The organism is Micromonospora sp. CA-249363, assembly GCF_050950185.1.
In the GTDB taxonomy this organism is placed as follows: domain Bacteria; phylum Actinomycetota; class Actinomycetes; order Mycobacteriales; family Micromonosporaceae; genus Micromonospora.
This window is the reverse complement of the sequence record NZ_CP192020.1, coordinates 4,718,260-4,735,470: the sequence shown is the minus strand read 5'-3', so window position 1 is coordinate 4,735,470 and position 17,211 is coordinate 4,718,260. Positions and strand designations below refer to the sequence as shown.

The following is a 17,211-nucleotide window of genomic DNA, read 5'->3' as shown; positions in this document are numbered from 1 at the left end:
CGTCGAAGCCTTCGGAGGCGGGAAAGGCTGCGGCGCCCAGGGCGAGGCCGGCGGCGACGGATCGCTCGCCGCCGGGCGCATCGCAGCCAGGGTTGCCAGCGACAGCGTCGGACCGGAGAGCGCCGACCGTGCCCCGGAGTCGGCTGAGATGCCGGCGGGGGAGGTCGGCGGCCCGACGTACGGCTGCTCCGCAGCGGGGCCGGCCTCGCCGAGGTAGTCACGGGCGGCGCGTACGACCGGGTGGTTCTCCCCGAGCACCGCGGGCCCGGCGCTGGCGACCCTGGTGTAGTTGCGGCGGGCCTCGTGTCTGTTACCCAGTTCCTCGGCGACCTCCGCCAGCTCGAAGGCGAGCGCGAGCATCGTCGGCTCGGAATGGTCCCAGCGCCGCTCGCCCGCCGCGAACGCCTCCTCGAGCACCCGTCGGGCGGCGAGCGGGTCGTCGGCCTCGCGGTGCAGGCGGGCCAGCAGGTGAGCGGTGTGCAACGTCTCGGGATGGTCCTCGCCGTACGGCGGACGGGCGGACCCGACGGCGTCCGCGAGTAGCTGCCGGGCGGCGTCGTGGTCGCCCGCCGCGCGCAGCGCGAGGGCCCGTTGCTGTACGGCGGCCAGGGGAGAGGGATGGGACACAGGGCAATGCTGCCGTCACCGGGCCGTCGACGCTACCCGGGCCTACGCTGACGCCGACTCTGGTGACCCTGGGTGGTGGTGTGAGCAGCGACGGGAGGGTGATGTGCATGATCCACGAGTGCCGTGTACAGTAACTCCCCGTGCGGCCCGCTGGGCCGGCCTTCGGATGCAAGATCATCTGGGTCGGCGAGGTAGGCTGAACGAGCAAGTCCGGGTGGCGGAATGGCAGACGCGCTAGCTTGAGGTGCTAGTGCCCGTATAGGGCGTGGGGGTTCAAGTCCCCCCTCGGACACCAAATTTCGTGGAAAATCACGATAAATAGGACAGAATGATTGTCCTATTTGGGATTATTCAGACCCAAATGTTGTAAATCTTGGAAGCGGCCGCCTGGCTACAATTGGCTGCATCTGTCCGATTCGGTGACCGGGAATGGTGTCTTTTCGGCGCGCTGACGTCGCAGATTCGCGGTGGTGGCATGCCGGGTCTGCGCCTCAGTGTCGGTACGGGTCGATGATCTCCTTGGGGCGCAGCGCGGGGGCTGCGAGTTCGCGCAGTATCGGCGAGGTGAGGTAGAACCTGCCTCGGGTTTCGCCGTGCTGTTCGAACATGCCTGCCCGGACGAGGGCGCGAAGGTCACGGGTTGCTTGGTCGTCGGTGAGGCTTTCATCGCGCTGATAGACAGTGCGGCGCACTCGACCGCCGGTGGCGGCCAGGTAGAGGGCGCTGACCACCCGCTCGGGTAGGCCTGCGCGTCGGACCCAGGTGTCGAGCAGTTCCCAGAGCTGCGCGGCCTGGTCGAGGCGTTGCCGGACCAGTTGGGCTTGTTGGTGATGCGCGCTTAGGCAGAATCGGATCCACCTGCTGGTGTCGTTGTCAGGCTGCCAGGTCGGGCCGCCCACCTCGCCGAGCGCGTCGTAGTAGGCGTAGGTGTTCCGGCCGACGCCGAGCCACTCCTCAATCGAGGAGAACTCCGGGGCGAGGACACCGTCGCGGGCGAGTACGAGGGTGTGCAGGCAGCGCGACATCCGACCATTCCCGTCCCGCCAGGGATGGATCTTGACCAGGTTCAGGTGAGCCATGGAGGCCCGCACGAGCAGCGGGGTCTCCGGCTCGCCGTCGGCCAGCCAGTCGATCAGCTCGGAGATCAGCGACGGAACGTCGTCGGCGTCTGGCCCGGTGTAGACGCGTCGGCCGGTGTGCGCCTCGTCGATGTGGATGTCTCCCGGACGGAAGCGACCCGGCCACTTACCGAGCTCATGCCGGAGCATCATGAAATGCAGTGCATTGAGCAGCATGTGCTGCCAGGCGAACTCGCGTGAGCGGGAAAGTTGTTGCACGTAAGTCAGGGCGTCCCGGTAACCAATGATGACGTCCCAGGTCTGCGGGTTCGTCTCCACCGGTTCGTCGCCGGCGACGGCTGCAGCGGCGTCGTCCAGGGACACCTGGTAGCCCTCGATCGAATTGGACCCCTGGATCGCGTGGGCGATCAGGGTGCGTCGGAGTTGTCCGGTCCAGCGGTGCGGCTCGGCGATCTGATACCGCAGGTTGTCCCGCATCGTGTCCAGTTCGCCAAGCACGCGCTTGTCATCGTCGGCGAGCGCAGGGGTGCGATACAGCATGTCGCCAATCATACAATGCTTTCCGCTTTATCCAAGATTAATATCGGCATTACCCAGGTGAAGGGCATCCGCCGCTCCTGACGTGTCGCGCCTCGTCGCGTACCGCGCTAGATGAAGTTGTTCAGTCATGACACGATCTTGCCGGCGAATGCCCGGCACCCCTTGGCTGCCCATCTGGTGGCATGCTCGTCATCGGCTCGTCATCTGCTCGGCCAGCGACGGCCTCCACATGTGCCGCATCGAGCCCGGCCAGCCCGTGCTGCTCGCCGCCATCGTCCCGCACAACCTGCTCGCCTCCTCCAGCGAACCGGCGAGCTGGAGCTGATGCAGCCGATGTTCCGAGAGCGACCAAGAGCATCAGTGCGACGCTCACGCGCCACCCGTCGATGAATGGACGGCGGATGGGAGATGCTGGTGGTTGCACGACCAGTGGCTCGATCAAGAACCCATCAGACCGCCGCTCAGTGCTTGAGTAAGTCGTCCAGGAGTTGATCGATGAGGCTTTCCTCGTACGCCGCGCAGCCGGACTCGGTCATCGCCTCGCGCAGGTTCGGATCCCACGCTGTCGCGGGCATGGTCGCCGTATCCAGTTGGGTCCGTCCGTGCGCGGGGCTGGTGAGGCTGCTCAAGTAGTCGGCTGCCGTCATCCGCCAGGGAACCGCGGAGGGGATGCCGGCGAGCAGGGCGGCCACGTGGTGCAGTCCAGCCTGGTCGAAGTCGGCGCGGACGGCTACCTGCCAGCCGGCGTCGGCGAGTCGTCCGATGGCATCGACTTCCAGTGCGGACGGTGTGCCCACGGTGCACAGCAGCCGGACTGGTGCGCCGTCGCCGAGGTCTGCGGCGGCGGTTACGACGGAAGGGTTTTCGGTGACGAACACCCGGGCGCCGGGCTGCGGGGGTTCGGGCCAGGTGCAGTGGGCGAGCTCGCGCGGTGGAATGGTGGCGACGGTGCCGGCGGGCAGGGACCAGCCGGCCGGGTGGATGCCGAGGGCGAGTAATCCGCCGGTGAGGTCGTCGCAGTCGACGCCGGCGGCGGCCCAGGCGGCACGCGGTGGCAGCCCGGTGGGGATGCGGCCGGTGGCGGTGAGGATGGCCAGGACCAGTCCGGGCAGGGTGCCGCTGTCCAGGGCGTGCGGAAAGCCGGTGACGGTGTCAGCCAGCCGCCGCCGGTCGAGCCGTTCACCGGGTGCGGGTAGGGCGGCGATGACTGCCGCGGCCTGGTCGACGATCTGTTCACGGTCGCCGGCGGCCAGCAGCCTCGCGACCCAGCCGGCTCGGTGCAGGGCAGGCCAGAATTCGCCTTCGCTGTCGATGGCGTTGAGGGTGTGTCGTCGCAAACGTTCGAGGGCGTCTCGGCGTTCGGCATTGCCGCGGATCCGTTCGCCGAGGCTGCGGGCGGCGGTGTGGGCGGCGAGCATGCCGGGCGTCAGGCGCGGATCGTGAGCCTGCAGCCGGGCGGTGAGTGCGCCCAGATCCACTCTGATGGTTTGTCCGGCTCGCGCTGTCCGGCCGCCCACCAGCCCGGTGACGGCGGCTCGTTGCGTGGCGTCGGCCGGGGCGGTGACCGCGGCGGTGCCAGTGATCAGGTCCTGGTCGCCGCGCCGGTCACCGACGTCGGCGAGCCGTTGCCAGAGCCAGTCCAGGTTCTCGCCGCGCAGGGGCGCGTCGTCGACGCCGGCGCAGTCGCCCGCACACCAGGGGCATTGCGGGGTCACGCGGGGTCCCCGGGCAGCCGGTGGAGTCCGCGGACGAGCATCGGGAAGGCGACCACCGTGGTGTCGGGGCCGGCTTCGAGGTCCCAGGCGTCGATGCCGTCCCACGCGCCGGGTGCGCCGTCCCACAGGTAGCTGGTGCAGATCAGGTCGAGGTCGAGTTCGGCTATGTATCGGGCGAGGCCTTCGCGGCCGCGTTCGTCGACCTCGGCGGGAACTTCGTCGAGGGCAGTCAGGCGTAGCCCGGTCGGACCGAGCTGATCGTAATAGGCGGCGACGGCGGCGAGCATGGGGGCCAACACGACGAGTCGGCGTTCGCCGCCGGACAGCCCGGTCTTGGAAGTCCAGCGGTGTGCCTGGCCGTCGGGGCGCACGATCTCGTAGGAGATGTCGAGCCACTGCCGGACGTCGATGGCATGGGTGAGTTGTTCGGCCATGGTCGCTCCGGGCGCTGCCGCGATGAGGGCTTGCAGGGCTTCGCCAACTTCGGTCTGTTCGACGGCGGTGAGCGTGGTGCGGGTGCAGGCGAGGCGGTGCACGGTGGCTTCGGCGGCGGTGAGGGCCTTGGACAGGGAGCGGGCGATGCGGACGCCGACACCGGACGACGCGGAGGCGTTGCGCATTTTGCGATTGACGGCCTGGACCCAGTCCTCGATGTGGACCCACGCGGTTCCGATGGCCAGGGGCAGGCGACCGATCACGAAGTCGCGGAGCGCTGATTCCTCGGCGCGGTTGAGGGCCTGCTGGGCGCGGTCGCGCAGTTGCCGGCCGGCGTCGGCGGCGTCCGGTGGGGCGTAGCCGGCACCGTCGTGGGTGAGCAGGTAGGTGTCGAGGGTTTCGACGGTGTCGCCGGGGTCGAGCGTCCACAGGCCGGCCAGTTCGGCACGGCAGGTGTCGTAGCGCTCGCGGAGCAGACGTCGACCGACGGTGCGCTTACCGGCGACGGCGGATCCGAGCGCGTCGATCAGATCGTCTTGGTCCGGCCGGACCGACAGCAGCGCCGACACTCCGTTGACGTCGAGCAGCACCCGTACCCGGCGCAACGCTGCCGCCAGTGGCGGACCGGCGTCCTCGACGCGTTGCTCGGCTCCTCGTTTCTCGAAGCCGAGCTCCCGGACGCGGTTCTCTGCCTCGGTCACGGCTTTTGCGGCAGCGCCCAGCTCACCCTCGAGGTTGTCGCGGCGGCCTCTCGCCTCGGCATGGCGGGCCAGGGTGGTCGCGGCGTCGAGGCCGATCGCGCGGACCAGTGCTTCGTGCTCGGCGGCCAGTCGGGTGGCGCGCTCGACGATGACGGCAGCGTCGGCGTGCTGACGGTTCAGCCGTTCGTTGTGTTCCTGGTCCTCGCCGGCGGTGGCGGCAAGCCGGTCCAGTCGGGGCATCAGGCGTTGCTGTAGCTTCTTGGCTTTGGCGTCGAGGTCGCGGGCGCGGCGTTCGCCGTCGGCGCGAAGCTGTTGGAGCTCGACGATGCCGATCGGTAGATGGCGTGCGCGGGTTCGTTGTTCCCAGGCGAGACGCAACGCTTCTGCGGTCTCGGTGAGCTGGGCGGCGAGTTCGGCTGCGGTGTCGGCGTCCCGGCGGGTTTCGCCCGCCTGGGTGGCGGCGGCTGCGCGGGTGGCCTCGGCCCGGCCGGCGGCGGTGCTTGTCGGGAAGTCGCTGAGTGCCGCCCGCACGCGGTCGGCGTCGCTGAGTACACGTTCAGCGCTCTGTTGGTGCTCGGTGGCCTGCGCATCGAGCCCGGCCGCCTCGACGTCCAGGGCGTCGGCGCGGGCGAGGGCGGCGGCACGCCGCTGGGCCGCGCCGACGTGCTCGGCGGTCGCCAGGTGAGGTGGCCGGCCGCGTACGGGTCCGGCGGTGTAGGTGCCGTCGCGGCCGATGACCAGTCCGGCCGACGGTGTGCTGGTGTCGTTGAGTGCAACGCGATGCAGCACTCGTTCGGCGATCTGGGACTGGGGATGGTCCGGGTCGATGATCAGCACGCTGGCGAGGTTCGGGGTGACAGGTTCACCGGTCGAATCGACGTGCCACCTGTCGGTTCGTACGCCGTCGGCGTGCAGCGCGGCGCCGAGCAGGCCACTGGCGGCCAGCGCGGTCTCGATCAATGCCCGCTCGGCGGGGTTGATGACGGCCGGGTGCCAGTCGACCGCGTCGGCCACGGCGTGGCCGTCGGGTGCCGGACCGGCCCACTCGGGCCGGGGGACCGGCAGTAGCTTGCCGCCACGCAGCGTGCGTGCTTCGCCGCGGAGTTCCTCGGCAGTCCTGGTCAGACGAGTCGCCTCCGCGCCGGCGACCGTGGCGCGGTGCGTCAAATCCGCAACGGCGGCTACGCCGGCCTGCCTGACGGTGTGGGCGATGACGTCGATGTTGGTGAGGATCTGGGCGGGCTCGTCAGCGCCGAGAAGGTCGGCGTCGTCGCGGCACCATCCGGCACCGACCAAGACTGCCAGTTCGTGATGGTCGGCGTACCAGGTGTCGATGGCATCGGCCAGGTCGCGCAGCGCCCGCCGTGTTTTTGCGGTTTCGGCGGACAGCTGCCGCTGAGCGGCCTCGGCAGCCACCCGAGCGCGGGCCGTGACGGGCGCTTGCTCGGCGGCTTCGCGTTCGGCGTCATCGGTCTCGCGCCGGTCGGTCAGCGCGAGCCCGGCATCGTTGCCGCTGCGGCGGTGACCGGCGGCGAGTTCGCGCCACAGAGCGGCGAGAGTCGCGGCTCGCGCCGGCTCGGCCCGGATGACAGCGGTCTGACCGGCGTCCAGGGATGTCTCGTCGAGGTGGAAGACGGCCCGTGGGTTGCTGGTACAGGTCAGTAGCGGATGATCTGGAGTGGCACGGTTGTCGACGGCGGCGGCTTCACCCACCAGGTCGTCGAGGTCGGCGATGATCTCGGCGGCCGTTGCCCGCAGGTTCTCCGCCCGGGACCTGCTCGCTGCCACGGACTCGGCGAACTTGGATCGCTCCGCAGCCGCGGCACGGTTCTCGGCATCGACCCGCTTCTGCATCTCCGCGAGCCGACCAGCGGCCTGATAGGACTCGGACTCCTCCAGCGCACGAATCATCACGTCAAGCTCGGCGGCCTGACGTTCGAGGTCCGTCCCTCGGGCCACCGCATGCTCGTGGTCCCCGATCGCTGCCTGCTCGCTGCTGGCCACCCGGGCCAGGTTGCGTTCGGCGTCGCGGACAGCACGCCGCGCGGAGGTCACGGCGGTGTGGGCGCCGCCGACAACGTCGATGACGTGTCCGGCCCACGCCTCGGCGAAACGTTCGAGCGCGGAGGCGGCGTCGCGGTCACGTTGGAAGGCCGCCCGGGTTGCCTCGGACTCGGCGAGTGCTTCGGCGGTGGCGGTGACCACTTCGTCGGATACGCCGGGCAGCGCTTCCCGGAGCGCATCCGCGGCGGCCTTGGGAGACACGTCGCCGAGCAGGCTCGGATTGCGCACCGCACGCACCCGGTTGGCGAGTTCAATCAGCGGTCGGTCGGCGGTCCGCCACACATGTGTCGCGAGGTGAGCGACGTAGGAATCCTCATCGTCGAACACGGTGCCACCTGCCGCGGCGATGGTGTCGCCGAACTGCTCGTTCGACAGCGCCGCCCGGTTCGGGCCATAAAGAGCAAAGTCCTTCAGCGGTACGCCCGCAGCGGTGAACGGCACGACCCGGACCGCCGGGGACCCGCTCTCACTGAACAGCAGCCGTACGCCGTAGGAGCGGACGCCGTCACCGCCCGGCGCCGCGAAGGTCAGCCACAGATATCCGCAGCGGCGACGGTGACCGTCGGCGCCTTCCCGCATCAGCAGTGCCAGTGAGGTCGGCCGTGCTTTGCCGGCCGCCAGCCGCTGCGCGTTAAGGTCCAGCAGGTACGGCCACAGGGCCTCCAGGGCGGTCGTCTTGCCGGTGCCGTTCGGGCCGCGCAGCAACAGCCGGCCGCTGGGTGCGGTCAGGAGCAGATCGCCGTAGCGCCACACGTTCGACAAGCCGGCGCCGACCAGCCGCCACCGCGTGGTGAATCGCTGCGGGTGCCCGGCCGGCGCCACCAGGTCGTCGCCGAACAGCGACAGTTCGTCAACCGAGGCCATGACTGTCCTTGCGTGCCTGCCCGCGCCGTGGCTCGCGGGGCCGCTCCCAGCGGCCCGCCGCCGGGGCGAACCACCACATGCCGGTGTCGACACGCAGGAGGTTCACGCCAGCGAGCAGCGCCGCCACCTCGGCCGCCAGCCCGGCCGGTGCGGCAACGTGTTCGGCGGCCCAGCCTTGCCCGGCGTATTTCGCGGCGAAGGTCGTCAATTGGCGCAGCACGTCGTCGTCGGCGATGCCGCGCCAGCCGGGTCGTTCGGCGGCGACCACCCCGTCGGACTCGGCGAGGTCGCAGAGCAACACCGCAGCGTGGGCGACGGTGCCGCCGCCGGGAAACGGCCGGTCGCCGAGCGCGTCGCGGGAGCGGAACGCGTCGGCCGGCACCACGAACGCCGCACCCTCGGCCCGGCGTTCCAAATGCAGGCCGAAAGCCTCCGCCAGCGGCAGGCCATCGTCGCTTCGGACCCGGCGTGACAGCCAGTCGGCCTCGTCGGAGTCCAGGTCGATGGCGTAGACGGCGGTGTCGTCGACGAGCTTTCGGCGCATCCGCCGCGCCGGATCGCTCTCCCGCGCGACCTGATGCAGCCAGCCCGCCGGGTCGGCAACCGGGTCGGCCGTACCGAAGTTCGCGATCACGTGCACCAGACGATGGTGGTGCACCGCCAGCAGCACCGGCGGATCGTCCTCGCGCAGCAGGAGGTTGAGATCACCGTCGAGGCTCTCCACGACGCCGCGCTGTTCCAAAAGTTTGACGGCGGCCAGGATCGCGTACCGCTGGGGCATGTCGTCGGCCGCCGGGATCTCGGCCTCGGCGGCGGCGCTGCGGGCAGCGGCGATCAGCTGTCCGATGCTCACCCGCGGTGGCAGGGACTCTGCGGCGGCGACCAGCAGAAAGAACCACGAGCTGGTCAAGGGGGTGGGCCCGGTCGAGGCCCAGGCATCACGGCGCACTGGGGGAGATTTCCGCAACCGGACGAAGTCCCGTTCGGCTACCAGGACCCAGCCCAACCGCCCGAGCACCTCACGGATCGCTGCCTCGTTTCGGCGTACGGCCGCGATCGCCACGTCGTCCCGGCCCGCGACCAGCCAAGGCTGGACCATGAGCTGCCGCAGCACCGAGGCCGTCTCGGCAGCGGTTTCCGGGGCATCGGTCCGGCGTTGCCGCCACGCTTTCGCGCCGGTCGTCATGCCGCACCCGGAATCTGCTCGACTCTGGCCGAGACGTGGCGGGACGGGTCGGGGCTGGTCGGCCGGGGCGCGCCGACCCACTGGCCCGGCAGGTGGAAGACGGGAAAGCGCCCGGGGAGGATGACCCGCCAGGTCGGCGCGGCCAGCAACCCGGTGCCGGAGCTGGTGTGAAACAGCGTGCAGGCGAGTCCGTCGCGGGTGCCGGTCCGCCGGTCGTTCGTGCCGGGCACGAGACCGGTCCGGACCGCGGTCATCAGCGCGGCCAGGGCCACCTGCGCGGCACGCACCGACAACACGCCGCCCGGCGCTCCGTCGAGGATCTCCTCGATCGCCGCCGCATGCTCGGCCATCCGCTGCTGCCGAGCCGCCTGTACCGCCGCCCGGGCGGCGGCGTCGTCGCGGGCCGCCGGGGCACGTCCGCGAGCGCCGGTGCGGCCGGTGGTGCGCAGCAGCTCGGGCAGCTCGACCAGCGGCCCGGAACGCCATCCCGGGTTGGTGGACAGGTCGGCGTCGTCCGCTTCCCCGTACAGCTTGCGCCACGGATGATCCCCGGTGGCTGCTTGCAGGATCGCCGTGCCGTACCGGGGATCAAGGCATGCCCTGGCCAACAGCAACGCCCGTGCCCGGCCCGTCGCGTACCCGGCTGAGCTGTGCAGACGGCGCAGGTTGGCGTGCATTCCGGGCAACGCGCGGACCAGCCGCAACGCGAACCGGCTCGACCGTCCGGTGTGCGGGTCACACCAGGCCGCCAGCCCGTCCCAGTCGGCGACCCGGCCACCCTTGGACGCGGTGAGCGCCCCGCGCTCGATCAGTGCCCGGGCCTGCGACTGAGCCACCGCGATGTCGGCGAGGACGCTGAAGTGCGGCCGCAGCAGCCGGTTCAGCACGTCGTGGGCGTGTTGGGCGCCGCGTTCGAGTTCACCGGCGACGTGGGTGGCGTAGTCGACCAGCAGTCCTTTGAGTTCCGCTGTCGCGTCGCGGTCCAGGTCGAACCGGTCGGCCAGGCCGGACAGGCTGTCCTCCGCGCCGACCAGGGATGCGTCAAGATCGTCGTGGGCGGTGAACAGTCGCCCGATGAGTTCCGCGGTCCTGCCGTCGTCGCGGCGGGGCAGGGCCAGCTCGTGAGCCAGTTGTTCGATCGACTCGACGATCCGAGCCAGGCTGGGTAGGGGAATCTCCCGCATCGTGGGGGTAGCGGCCAGCACCGAGGTGTAGAAGCGGTGTACCTGACGGCCGGCCGGGGTGGCCGTCCATCGCCAGTTGCGCGCCAGAATGTCGGCATGTCGCCGGATCCTCGAGGGATCCGCTCGCCCGGTAGCCGCCGTCCAGTCCTTCAGTTTGTCGAGTCGTTGCTGGACCACGCCCTCGGGCAGGACCGGCCCATCGGCGGAGACCAGAAGCGCTACCTCGGCGGGCGTCAGGTCGGTCACCGACGACTCGAGCACCGACATGATCCTGATGTAGTCGTCCGAGCCCGGCGCCACCAGGTAGGCCATCGCCCGCCGAGAGTCGGTGACCTCAACGTCGAAGTTCTGCGAATCGTCGCCGTCAGGACCGGCGACGTGTCGTGAGTTGGTCGCCAATCGGTAGGCCCTCCCCAGACGCCTTCCCGGCACAGGACACGAGAGTAGCCGGAGTCTATGGTCTTGGCGTAACCGAACGCTCACCGCGTGTCTCACGCCAGCTTGGCGAGCAGTCATGCTTCTCGAAAACGTTCCTAGACATCGAACGTGATTCTGATCGGCGGATGCTTCCGGTCACCGACTTGGCGGGCGATGGCGTCCGCGGGCCGAGCTGTGGGGCGTGACCGTCAACCACCCAGCCGGATTCCGCTTGGCTATCGGGACGGGGCGGGGTCGATGCGAAGCAACTGCGCGACAGCGTCCGGGCGGTCCAGTGGCACGAGATGGCCGCTGCGGGGAATCAGCTCACCGGAGAGGTCATCGGCAACGGGGGTGAGCTGCCGATAGAGCAGGTCGCCGACGGTGTTGCCGCCGACGGTCAGGGTGGGCGTGGTCAGCCGGCCGGCCGCGGAGATTGTCGCCGCGTTCTGCTCGGCGGCCCGGTAGTAGCCAAAGCCGCAGCGCAGCGCCTCACGACCGGTGTACGCGCTGACGAAGGCGTCCCGGATCTCCTTGGGTACTCCCCGGCGCTCGAAGGTGCCGGCTTCGAGGAACCAGTCGAGGTATTCGGCCTCGTGGCCTTCGAGCACCGTCTCGGCGAGCCCAGGGGCGGAGTGGAAGCCGAACCACCACGGTGGTGCCGGGAAGCCACCAGGCAGACCAGGCAGCGTCGCCTCCATCAGCACCAGGCGACGCACCCGGGCCGGGTGCAGGGTGCCGAGCAGGAAGGCGGCGGGCACGCCCGCGTCCAAGGCCACGACCTCGGCCTGTTCGACCCCCAGCGCGTCGAGCAGGCCGAGCATGTCACCGGCGCCGGTCAGGGCGTCGAACCCGTCCGGCGCGCGAGCGCTGTCGCCGAGCCCTCGCAGGTCGGGTGCGATGACGCGGCGTCGTCCATCCAGCAACGGCAGCACCTCGCGCCAGACCTGCCAGGTGTGTGGCCAACCGTGCATCAGAAGCACCGGTGGGCCCGCGCCATCCAGTGCGACGTTCAACTCGGTGCCGTTGGTCCGGATCCTGCGCAACTCCATGTGTGCCTCCTGCTGGTTACCATTGGTTACCTACTTAACCTGGGAGATGCCGGATGAATTGGCAAGACGGCACTTTCGCGTCACCTGGTGAGCCCGGGGTAACCGGGGATCTCTTCAGCCCGGCCTGTCCCACCCGGCAGCTGCTCGACCGGATCGGCGACAAATGGACGTCGATGCTGATCAAGGTGCTGGCGGAAAACCATCCGGCGGAGCTCGGGTTCGCGGAGCTCCGGCGCCGCGCCCCCGGGGTGTCGAACAAGATGTTGTCGCAGACGTTGCGGAGCCTGGGCCGCGACGGCCTGGTCACCCGCCGGGTCGAGGCGAGCGTGCCGCCGCGCGTCTATTACGCGCTCACCGACCTGGGTCTCTCCCTGGACACCCCGCTGGCAGCGGTCCGGGCCTGGGCCGAGCAGCACATCTCAACAATCCAAGAGCGCCGTCGTAATCCTGACCAGTAGCGGCACCCCCGGGCCGGGGTGCGCCGGCGAGCCTGTCTGGCCGTCAGAGAGGCGCCTCCTCGGAAAGGATCCGGCGAGCCGGCGGCGGCCGCTGTGACGAGGTTCCTGGCGGCCTGTATCACCAACCGACTTGACCATGTGGCGGAAACACGAGATCGTGCGGGAGCTCACCCGCGACGGCGTGAGGATCGGTGCGTGTCTGGGAGCCGCGTCGGCCTCCGATAACCCTGCCGAGGGTGGAGGCGCTGCTCCGCCACGCCCGCCTCTGCACCATGTGATCAGGGCGGGGGTGGGCTTCATCGCCGTCCTGGCCGGCGCGAGCGGGTCGGGTGACCTCGGCCACCGGGGCCGACCACACCCGGTTCGCTCACTCTCCTCGCGGTACTAAGCTCCCGGCGTGATCCGGATCCAGTTCGACGACTCCTCGATCGACCGTACCCGGATCGCCGTCAGCCCGATTACCGAGCTGGTCAGCGGCTTGGACATGGTGCATCGCGAGCGGGTTCGGCGGGCCGCGCCGTGGCCGTACACGGCGTGGGTCGAACGGGCCCGCGAGGTGCTGCGGACGGTCCCCGAGACGGCCCCGCTGAAGGTCTACGCGCAGCTGTACGGCGAGAGCCACAACAGGCCGACCCCGGACGTGTTCACGCCCGTGCCGTCGGCGGCGAACCCGACCCTCGGTGAGCAGCTCGACGAGCTGCGCCGTACGCCGCCCGTCGTGGTGCGGGAACAGTTCGCCAAGCACTACCCGCAGGAGCTGCCCGGCTTTCTCGCGCCCTACCTGGACGACCCCGATCGCGCTTTCGGCCAGCTGGGCGATGCGCTGGCCGCGTTCTGGGAGCTGACGACCGCCGTGCACTGGCCGGCCATGCGGGCCGCGCTCGACGAGGAGGTGCTTCTGCGCGCCCGCACGATTGCCGTGGCCGGCCCCGAGGCTCTGCTGACCGGTCTGCGCGGGGCGGCGTGGTGGGAGCGGCCCGTGTTGTCGCTGTCGAGGCAGCACGACTCGGTGCTCGATGCGCGGGGGCGGCGTCTGGTGCTCGTGCCCGTGCTGCTCCTGCAGAACAGGATGACCTGCTCGACCGATCACCCCGAGATCCTGATGGTGACCTACCAGGCCCGGGGGGCGGCGGCGCTGGCCGAGCATCCGGCACCTCCCGATGGCGAGCACGACCGGCTGGCCCGGCTGATCGGTTCCGGGCGAGCCACGGTGCTGCGTGCCCTGACCGATCCGACAACCACCACGAGCCTGGCCGCGTCTCTTGGCCTGTCGTCCGGCACGGTTTCCGAGCACCTGACCGTCCTGCGACAGGCCGGCGCCGTCAGCCGGGCGCGGTTCGGGCGGCAGGTCTTCTACACGCGCCGGCCGGAGGGCGACATGCTCCTGGCGACGTTCGAGGATTCGGCATCTGCCGAGGGGCTGGGAGCGGTCGAGGCCGACTCCTAGCGTCCGGAGTCATGCATCCCGTTCTCACGGGCGTTCTGCGCCGCAGGGCGCGTTCGCTCGCGCTCGCCTGTGCCGCGTCGGCCGGGCACCAGATCTGCGAGGCCCTGATCCCACTGGCCATCGGACTGGCCATCGACCATGCCGTCAACGGTGGTCCGCCGATGTCGATCGTGTTGGCTGTCGGGGGAGTGCTGGCTCTGTTCGCTGTGCTGGCCGCCGGCGGTGGGGTCAACTACTGGCGGCTGACCTCCGCCACCACGCGGGAAGCCCACGATCTGCGGGTCCGCGCCGCCGGCCGCGTCCTGGCCGATGGCGCCGGCGCGGAGCGGCTTCCCGGGGACCTGTCGACGGTCCTGGTATCCGACGCCAAGTCCACCGCCGAGGTGCTGCGGGCGGCCGTGCTGCTGGTTTCCGGAGCGGCCGGTCTGCTCGTCACGGTGGCTGTGCTGCTGTCGATCGATCCCTGGCTCGGCCTCGGCATCGCCGTGGGGGCGCCTGCGCTCGGGCTGGCCGTCAGCCGGATCAGCCCCCTGCTCGAGTGGAGGATCGCCGACCGGCAGCACACCGCCGGGTCAGCCGCCGCGCTCGCCGCCGAACTGGTCCAGGCCCTGCGACCGCTGCGCGGCTTCGGTGGCGTCTCCGAGGCGGTCCGCCGCTACCGTACGGTGAACCTGACCTCCCGCGACACGGCGCTGCGCAGCGCGACGGCAGCAGCGGCCGCCGAGGGCGTCGGCGCGATGGTCAGCGGCCTCGTGCTGGTCGGCACCACCGCCGTCGCGGCCGCCATGACGCTCTCCGGGCGCATCGGCGTCGGCGGCTTCGTCACCGTCGTGGCCATGGTCGCGTTCGCCGGCGAGCCGGTCGACCGGATCGCCGCCGGCATCAAGCAACTGGCGATCTCCAGGGCCAGCGCCGTCCGCATCGCCGCCCTGCTCGACGCGGCGCCGCCGAGCCGCGGCGACCCGGCGGACACGAACGCCACCTGCGATCTCACCGTACGAGAGGGCGAACTGCTCGGAGTCGTCGCCACCGCCCCCGACTCCGCCGACGCCCTGATCGACTCCCTCGCGGCGACACACCCGGACGTACTGGTGGAGCCGCACCTGGTGCACCTGTTCGGCCGTACCGTGGGCGAGGCCCTCGACACCGGCCGCGACACCGATCCGACCGCCCTGCGTCGTGCCCTCGGCGCGGCACAGGCCGGCGACCTGACCGCGGCACTGCTCGACGGCGGCACCAACCTCTCCGGCGGGCAACGCCAGCGGTTGGCGCTCGCCCGCGCCCTGGCCGCCCAGCCGTCGCTGCTGATCCTGCGCGACCCGCTCACCGCAGTCGACGCCGTCACCGAAGACCGGGTCGGCGCGGGACTGGCCGCCCTGCGAGGCGACGGCCGCGGCAGCACCGTCTTCGTGACCACGTCCCCCACGCTGCTCGCCCGCTGCGACCGCGTCGCCTTTCTGCCCGGCCTCGGGACCTCGCGGGTGTCCACCCATGACCAACTCGTCACCGACGCCGAATACGCCGCGGCGGTCCTGCGATGACGGCGCTGCCGATCGCCACCGGCCGGCAGAGCCTGACTCTGCTCGCCAGGGTCCTGAGCTCGCATCGAGCCGCGGTCGTCGCCGCCCTGCTCTGGACCGCGCTGAGCGCCGCCGCCACCGTCTCCGCCCCGCTGCTCCTGGGCTGGCTGGTCGACGCGGTCCGCGCCGGCCGGGCACCGCACGCGACCGGTCTGACAGCCGGGCTCGGCGCGGTCGTCCTGGCCGGTGCCGCCACCACCGCGCTGGCACTACGCGCCACCGAACACCTCGGCGCGCATGTCGCGGCGGACCTGCGCGCCCAGGCGGTCCACCGCACCCTCGAGCTGCCGCCGGCCGTACTGGAGAACGCCGGCCGCGGCGAGGTGGCGTCCCGGGTGACCGAGGACCTGGAGAACGTCGTCACCTCGGTCCCGTTGGTGGCCGAGGTCCTGCGCGCGCTGATCACCGTCCTGCTGTCCGTCGCGGGCTTCCTGACCCTGGACTGGCGGCTGGCGCTCGCCTTCCTGGTGGTCTTTCCGATCTACGCACTCAGCCTGCGTGCCTACCTGCCGCGCGCAGCCCGCCTCTACGCACAGGAGCGATCCCTCGCCGCCGAGCGCGGACGGGTTCTGCTGGAGTCACTAGCCGGACGGGACACCGTGTCGGCGTACCGGATGGCCGCGCTCCAGACCCGGCGGCTGGCCACGGCGTCGGGGGACAACCTGGCGGCATCCCTGCGCGCCGCCCGCAGCTTCCTGTGGTTCAGCAAGAGCATGAACGCGGCCGAGGCGATCGGGCTCTCCGCCGTCCTGCTGACCGGTTACTGGCTGGTCCGCGCCGACCTGGTCACCGTCGGCGCGGTGACGGCAGCCGCCCTGCTGTTCCACCGCCTGTTCACACCGCTGGGCACCCTGCTTCTCTCCTTCGACGACGTGCAGCGCGCCCAGGCCTCGCTGGCGCGTACCGCCGGAGTTCTGCTGGTGCCTCCGCCCGCCGCTGGCAGGCGGGAGCGACCGGGCACGCCGGGAACGGTCGCGGTCACGGTCCGCGGCTTGCGACACGCGTACGGCGGGGAACCCGACGTCCTGGCCGGCATCGACCTCGACGTGCCGGCGGGCACCTCGCTGGCGCTGGTCGGCGGCAGCGGCGCCGGCAAGACGACAGTGGCGAACCTGATCGCCGGCACCTTCCCCGCCCGCGCCGGCCGGATCACGCTGACCGGCCCGGACACCACGGTCGGCGTCGCGGACCTGGACCCCGCCGTGCTGCGCCACTGGGTCGGCCTCGTGTCGCAGGAGACGCACGTCTTCACCGGCACCCTGCGCGACAACCTGACCTACGCCGCGCCGGACGCCGACGACGACCGCCTCCTCAGCGCCCTGGCGGCGGTCGGCGCGCGCGACTGGGCGTCGCGCGACCTGCTGGACACGGCAGCCGGCCCGTTGCCACCCGCGCGGGCGCAGCACCTCGCGCTGGCCCGGCTGCTCCTGCGCGACCCGCCCGTCGTCGTGCTCGACGAGGCGACCGCCGAAGCCGGCAGCACGGGTGCCGGTGACCTGGACCGGGCGGCCGCGGCGCTGATCGAGGGCCGTACGGCCGTGGTGATCGCGCACCGGCTGACCCAGGCCCGTGCGTGCGACCGCATCGCCCTGGTGGAAGCCGGAATTATCGTCGAGTCCGGTACGCACGACGACCTCATCGCCCGCGACGGCGCCTACACCGCCCTGTGGTCGGCCTGGTCGCGCTCGGTGACGTCGTCGACCTGATCTCGCCGTGCGCCGCCGTGAGGCGGGGCGGAACGGCGAGGGTGCCCATGCCCCTGGTGACCGTCGGTTGTGTCCGGCCCTTGCGGGGCCCCGGATGAACAGGCGGCGACGCCGAGCCGTCGAAGAACATGAGCAGTTTTTCGGCGTAGTGGTGAG

General features: G+C 71.0%; 11 protein-coding genes, 1 tRNA gene and 1 pseudogene. 6 read left to right on the top strand and 7 right to left on the bottom strand.

Features of this window, described 5'->3' with window-relative positions:
- Nucleotides 1–453: 453 nt before the first annotated feature.
- Nucleotides 454–627, bottom strand: a pseudogene (locus ACQPZK_RS20960) (tetratricopeptide repeat protein); the annotation flags it as partial.
- A 208-nt stretch (nt 628–835) separates the two neighbouring features.
- Between ACQPZK_RS20960 and ACQPZK_RS20955 the strand changes: the two are divergent.
- Nucleotides 836–922: transfer RNA gene (locus tag ACQPZK_RS20955), tRNA-Leu, on the top strand.
- 196 nt (nt 923–1,118) lie between these two features.
- On the opposite strand, the gene ACQPZK_RS20950 is transcribed toward ACQPZK_RS20955, so the two are convergent.
- Complete coding sequence (locus tag ACQPZK_RS20950) at nt 1,119–2,246, bottom strand: Fic family protein (protein ID WP_433534639.1); 1,128 nt, start codon at nt 2,244–2,246, stop codon at nt 1,119–1,121.
- 148 nt (nt 2,247–2,394) lie between these two features.
- Here ACQPZK_RS20950 and ACQPZK_RS20945 point away from each other — a divergent pair, with 148 nt between their 5' ends.
- The gene (locus ACQPZK_RS20945) at nt 2,395–2,571 is read left to right on the top strand and encodes a hypothetical protein (protein ID WP_433534638.1); all 177 of its coding nucleotides are present in this window, start codon (nt 2,395–2,397) and stop codon (nt 2,569–2,571) included.
- A gap of 136 nt (nt 2,572–2,707) precedes the next feature.
- On the opposite strand, the gene ACQPZK_RS20940 is transcribed toward ACQPZK_RS20945, so the two are convergent.
- The 5 genes from ACQPZK_RS20940 to ACQPZK_RS20920 all read right to left on the bottom strand — a co-directional run bounded on the left by ACQPZK_RS20940 (nt 2,708) and on the right by ACQPZK_RS20920 (nt 11,864).
- Nucleotides 2,708–3,961, bottom strand: coding sequence for a DUF2399 domain-containing protein (locus ACQPZK_RS20940; protein WP_433534637.1), 1,254 nt, complete (start codon nt 3,959–3,961; stop codon nt 2,708–2,710).
- Entirely contained in the window at nt 3,958–7,866 is a 3,909-nt protein-coding gene (locus tag ACQPZK_RS20935; protein ID WP_433534636.1) for an SbcC/MukB-like Walker B domain-containing protein, read from the bottom strand. Before ACQPZK_RS20935 ends, ACQPZK_RS20940 begins: the two co-directional genes overlap by 4 nt.
- Nucleotides 7,867–8,011: 145 nt before the next feature.
- A complete protein-coding gene (locus ACQPZK_RS20930) occupies nt 8,012–9,211 on the bottom strand; it encodes a DUF2398 family protein (protein WP_433534635.1) in 1,200 nt (399 codons plus the stop codon).
- Nucleotides 9,208–10,707, bottom strand: coding sequence for a DUF2397 family protein (locus tag ACQPZK_RS20925; RefSeq protein ID WP_433534634.1), 1,500 nt, complete (start codon nt 10,705–10,707; stop codon nt 9,208–9,210). Before ACQPZK_RS20925 ends, ACQPZK_RS20930 begins: the two co-directional genes overlap by 4 nt.
- Before the next feature lie 341 nt (nt 10,708–11,048).
- Entirely contained in the window at nt 11,049–11,864 is an 816-nt protein-coding gene (locus ACQPZK_RS20920; protein WP_433534633.1) for an alpha/beta fold hydrolase, read from the bottom strand.
- A 53-nt stretch (nt 11,865–11,917) separates the two neighbouring features.
- On the opposite strand from ACQPZK_RS20920, the gene ACQPZK_RS20915 reads away from it, so the two are divergent.
- From ACQPZK_RS20915 to ACQPZK_RS20900, 4 genes are all read left to right on the top strand, one after another.
- Nucleotides 11,918–12,322: a winged helix-turn-helix transcriptional regulator gene (locus ACQPZK_RS20915; protein WP_433534632.1), complete on the top strand. Its 405-nt coding sequence runs from the start codon at nt 11,918–11,920 to the stop codon at nt 12,320–12,322.
- A 397-nt stretch (nt 12,323–12,719) separates the two neighbouring features.
- A complete protein-coding gene (locus tag ACQPZK_RS20910; protein ID WP_433534631.1) occupies nt 12,720–13,769 on the top strand; it encodes an ArsR/SmtB family transcription factor in 1,050 nt (349 codons plus the stop codon).
- A gap of 11 nt (nt 13,770–13,780) precedes the next feature.
- Entirely contained in the window at nt 13,781–15,310 is a 1,530-nt protein-coding gene (locus ACQPZK_RS20905) for an ABC transporter transmembrane domain-containing protein (RefSeq protein WP_433534630.1), read from the top strand.
- Entirely contained in the window at nt 15,307–17,055 is a 1,749-nt protein-coding gene (locus ACQPZK_RS20900; RefSeq protein ID WP_433534629.1) for an ABC transporter ATP-binding protein, read from the top strand. Before ACQPZK_RS20905 ends, ACQPZK_RS20900 begins: the two co-directional genes overlap by 4 nt.
- Nucleotides 17,056–17,211: the final 156 nt, after the last annotated feature.

Coding starts and splice junctions, on each gene's coding strand:
- ACQPZK_RS20950 (WP_433534639.1), bottom strand. CDS start 2,246: ATGCTGTATCGCACCCCTGCGCTCGCCGACGATGACAAGCGCGTGCTT.
- ACQPZK_RS20945 (WP_433534638.1), top strand. CDS start 2,395: ATGCCCGGCACCCCTTGGCTGCCCATCTGGTGGCATGCTCGTCATCGG.
- ACQPZK_RS20930 (WP_433534635.1), bottom strand. CDS start 9,211: ATGACGACCGGCGCGAAAGCGTGGCGGCAACGCCGGACCGATGCCCCG.
- ACQPZK_RS20925 (WP_433534634.1), bottom strand. CDS start 10,707: ATGGCCTACCTGGTGGCGCCGGGCTCGGACGACTACATCAGGATCATG.
- ACQPZK_RS20920 (WP_433534633.1), bottom strand. CDS start 11,864: ATGGAGTTGCGCAGGATCCGGACCAACGGCACCGAGTTGAACGTCGCA.
- ACQPZK_RS20915 (WP_433534632.1), top strand. CDS start 11,918: ATGAATTGGCAAGACGGCACTTTCGCGTCACCTGGTGAGCCCGGGGTA.
- ACQPZK_RS20905 (WP_433534630.1), top strand. CDS start 13,781: ATGCATCCCGTTCTCACGGGCGTTCTGCGCCGCAGGGCGCGTTCGCTC.
- ACQPZK_RS20900 (WP_433534629.1), top strand. CDS start 15,307: ATGACGGCGCTGCCGATCGCCACCGGCCGGCAGAGCCTGACTCTGCTC.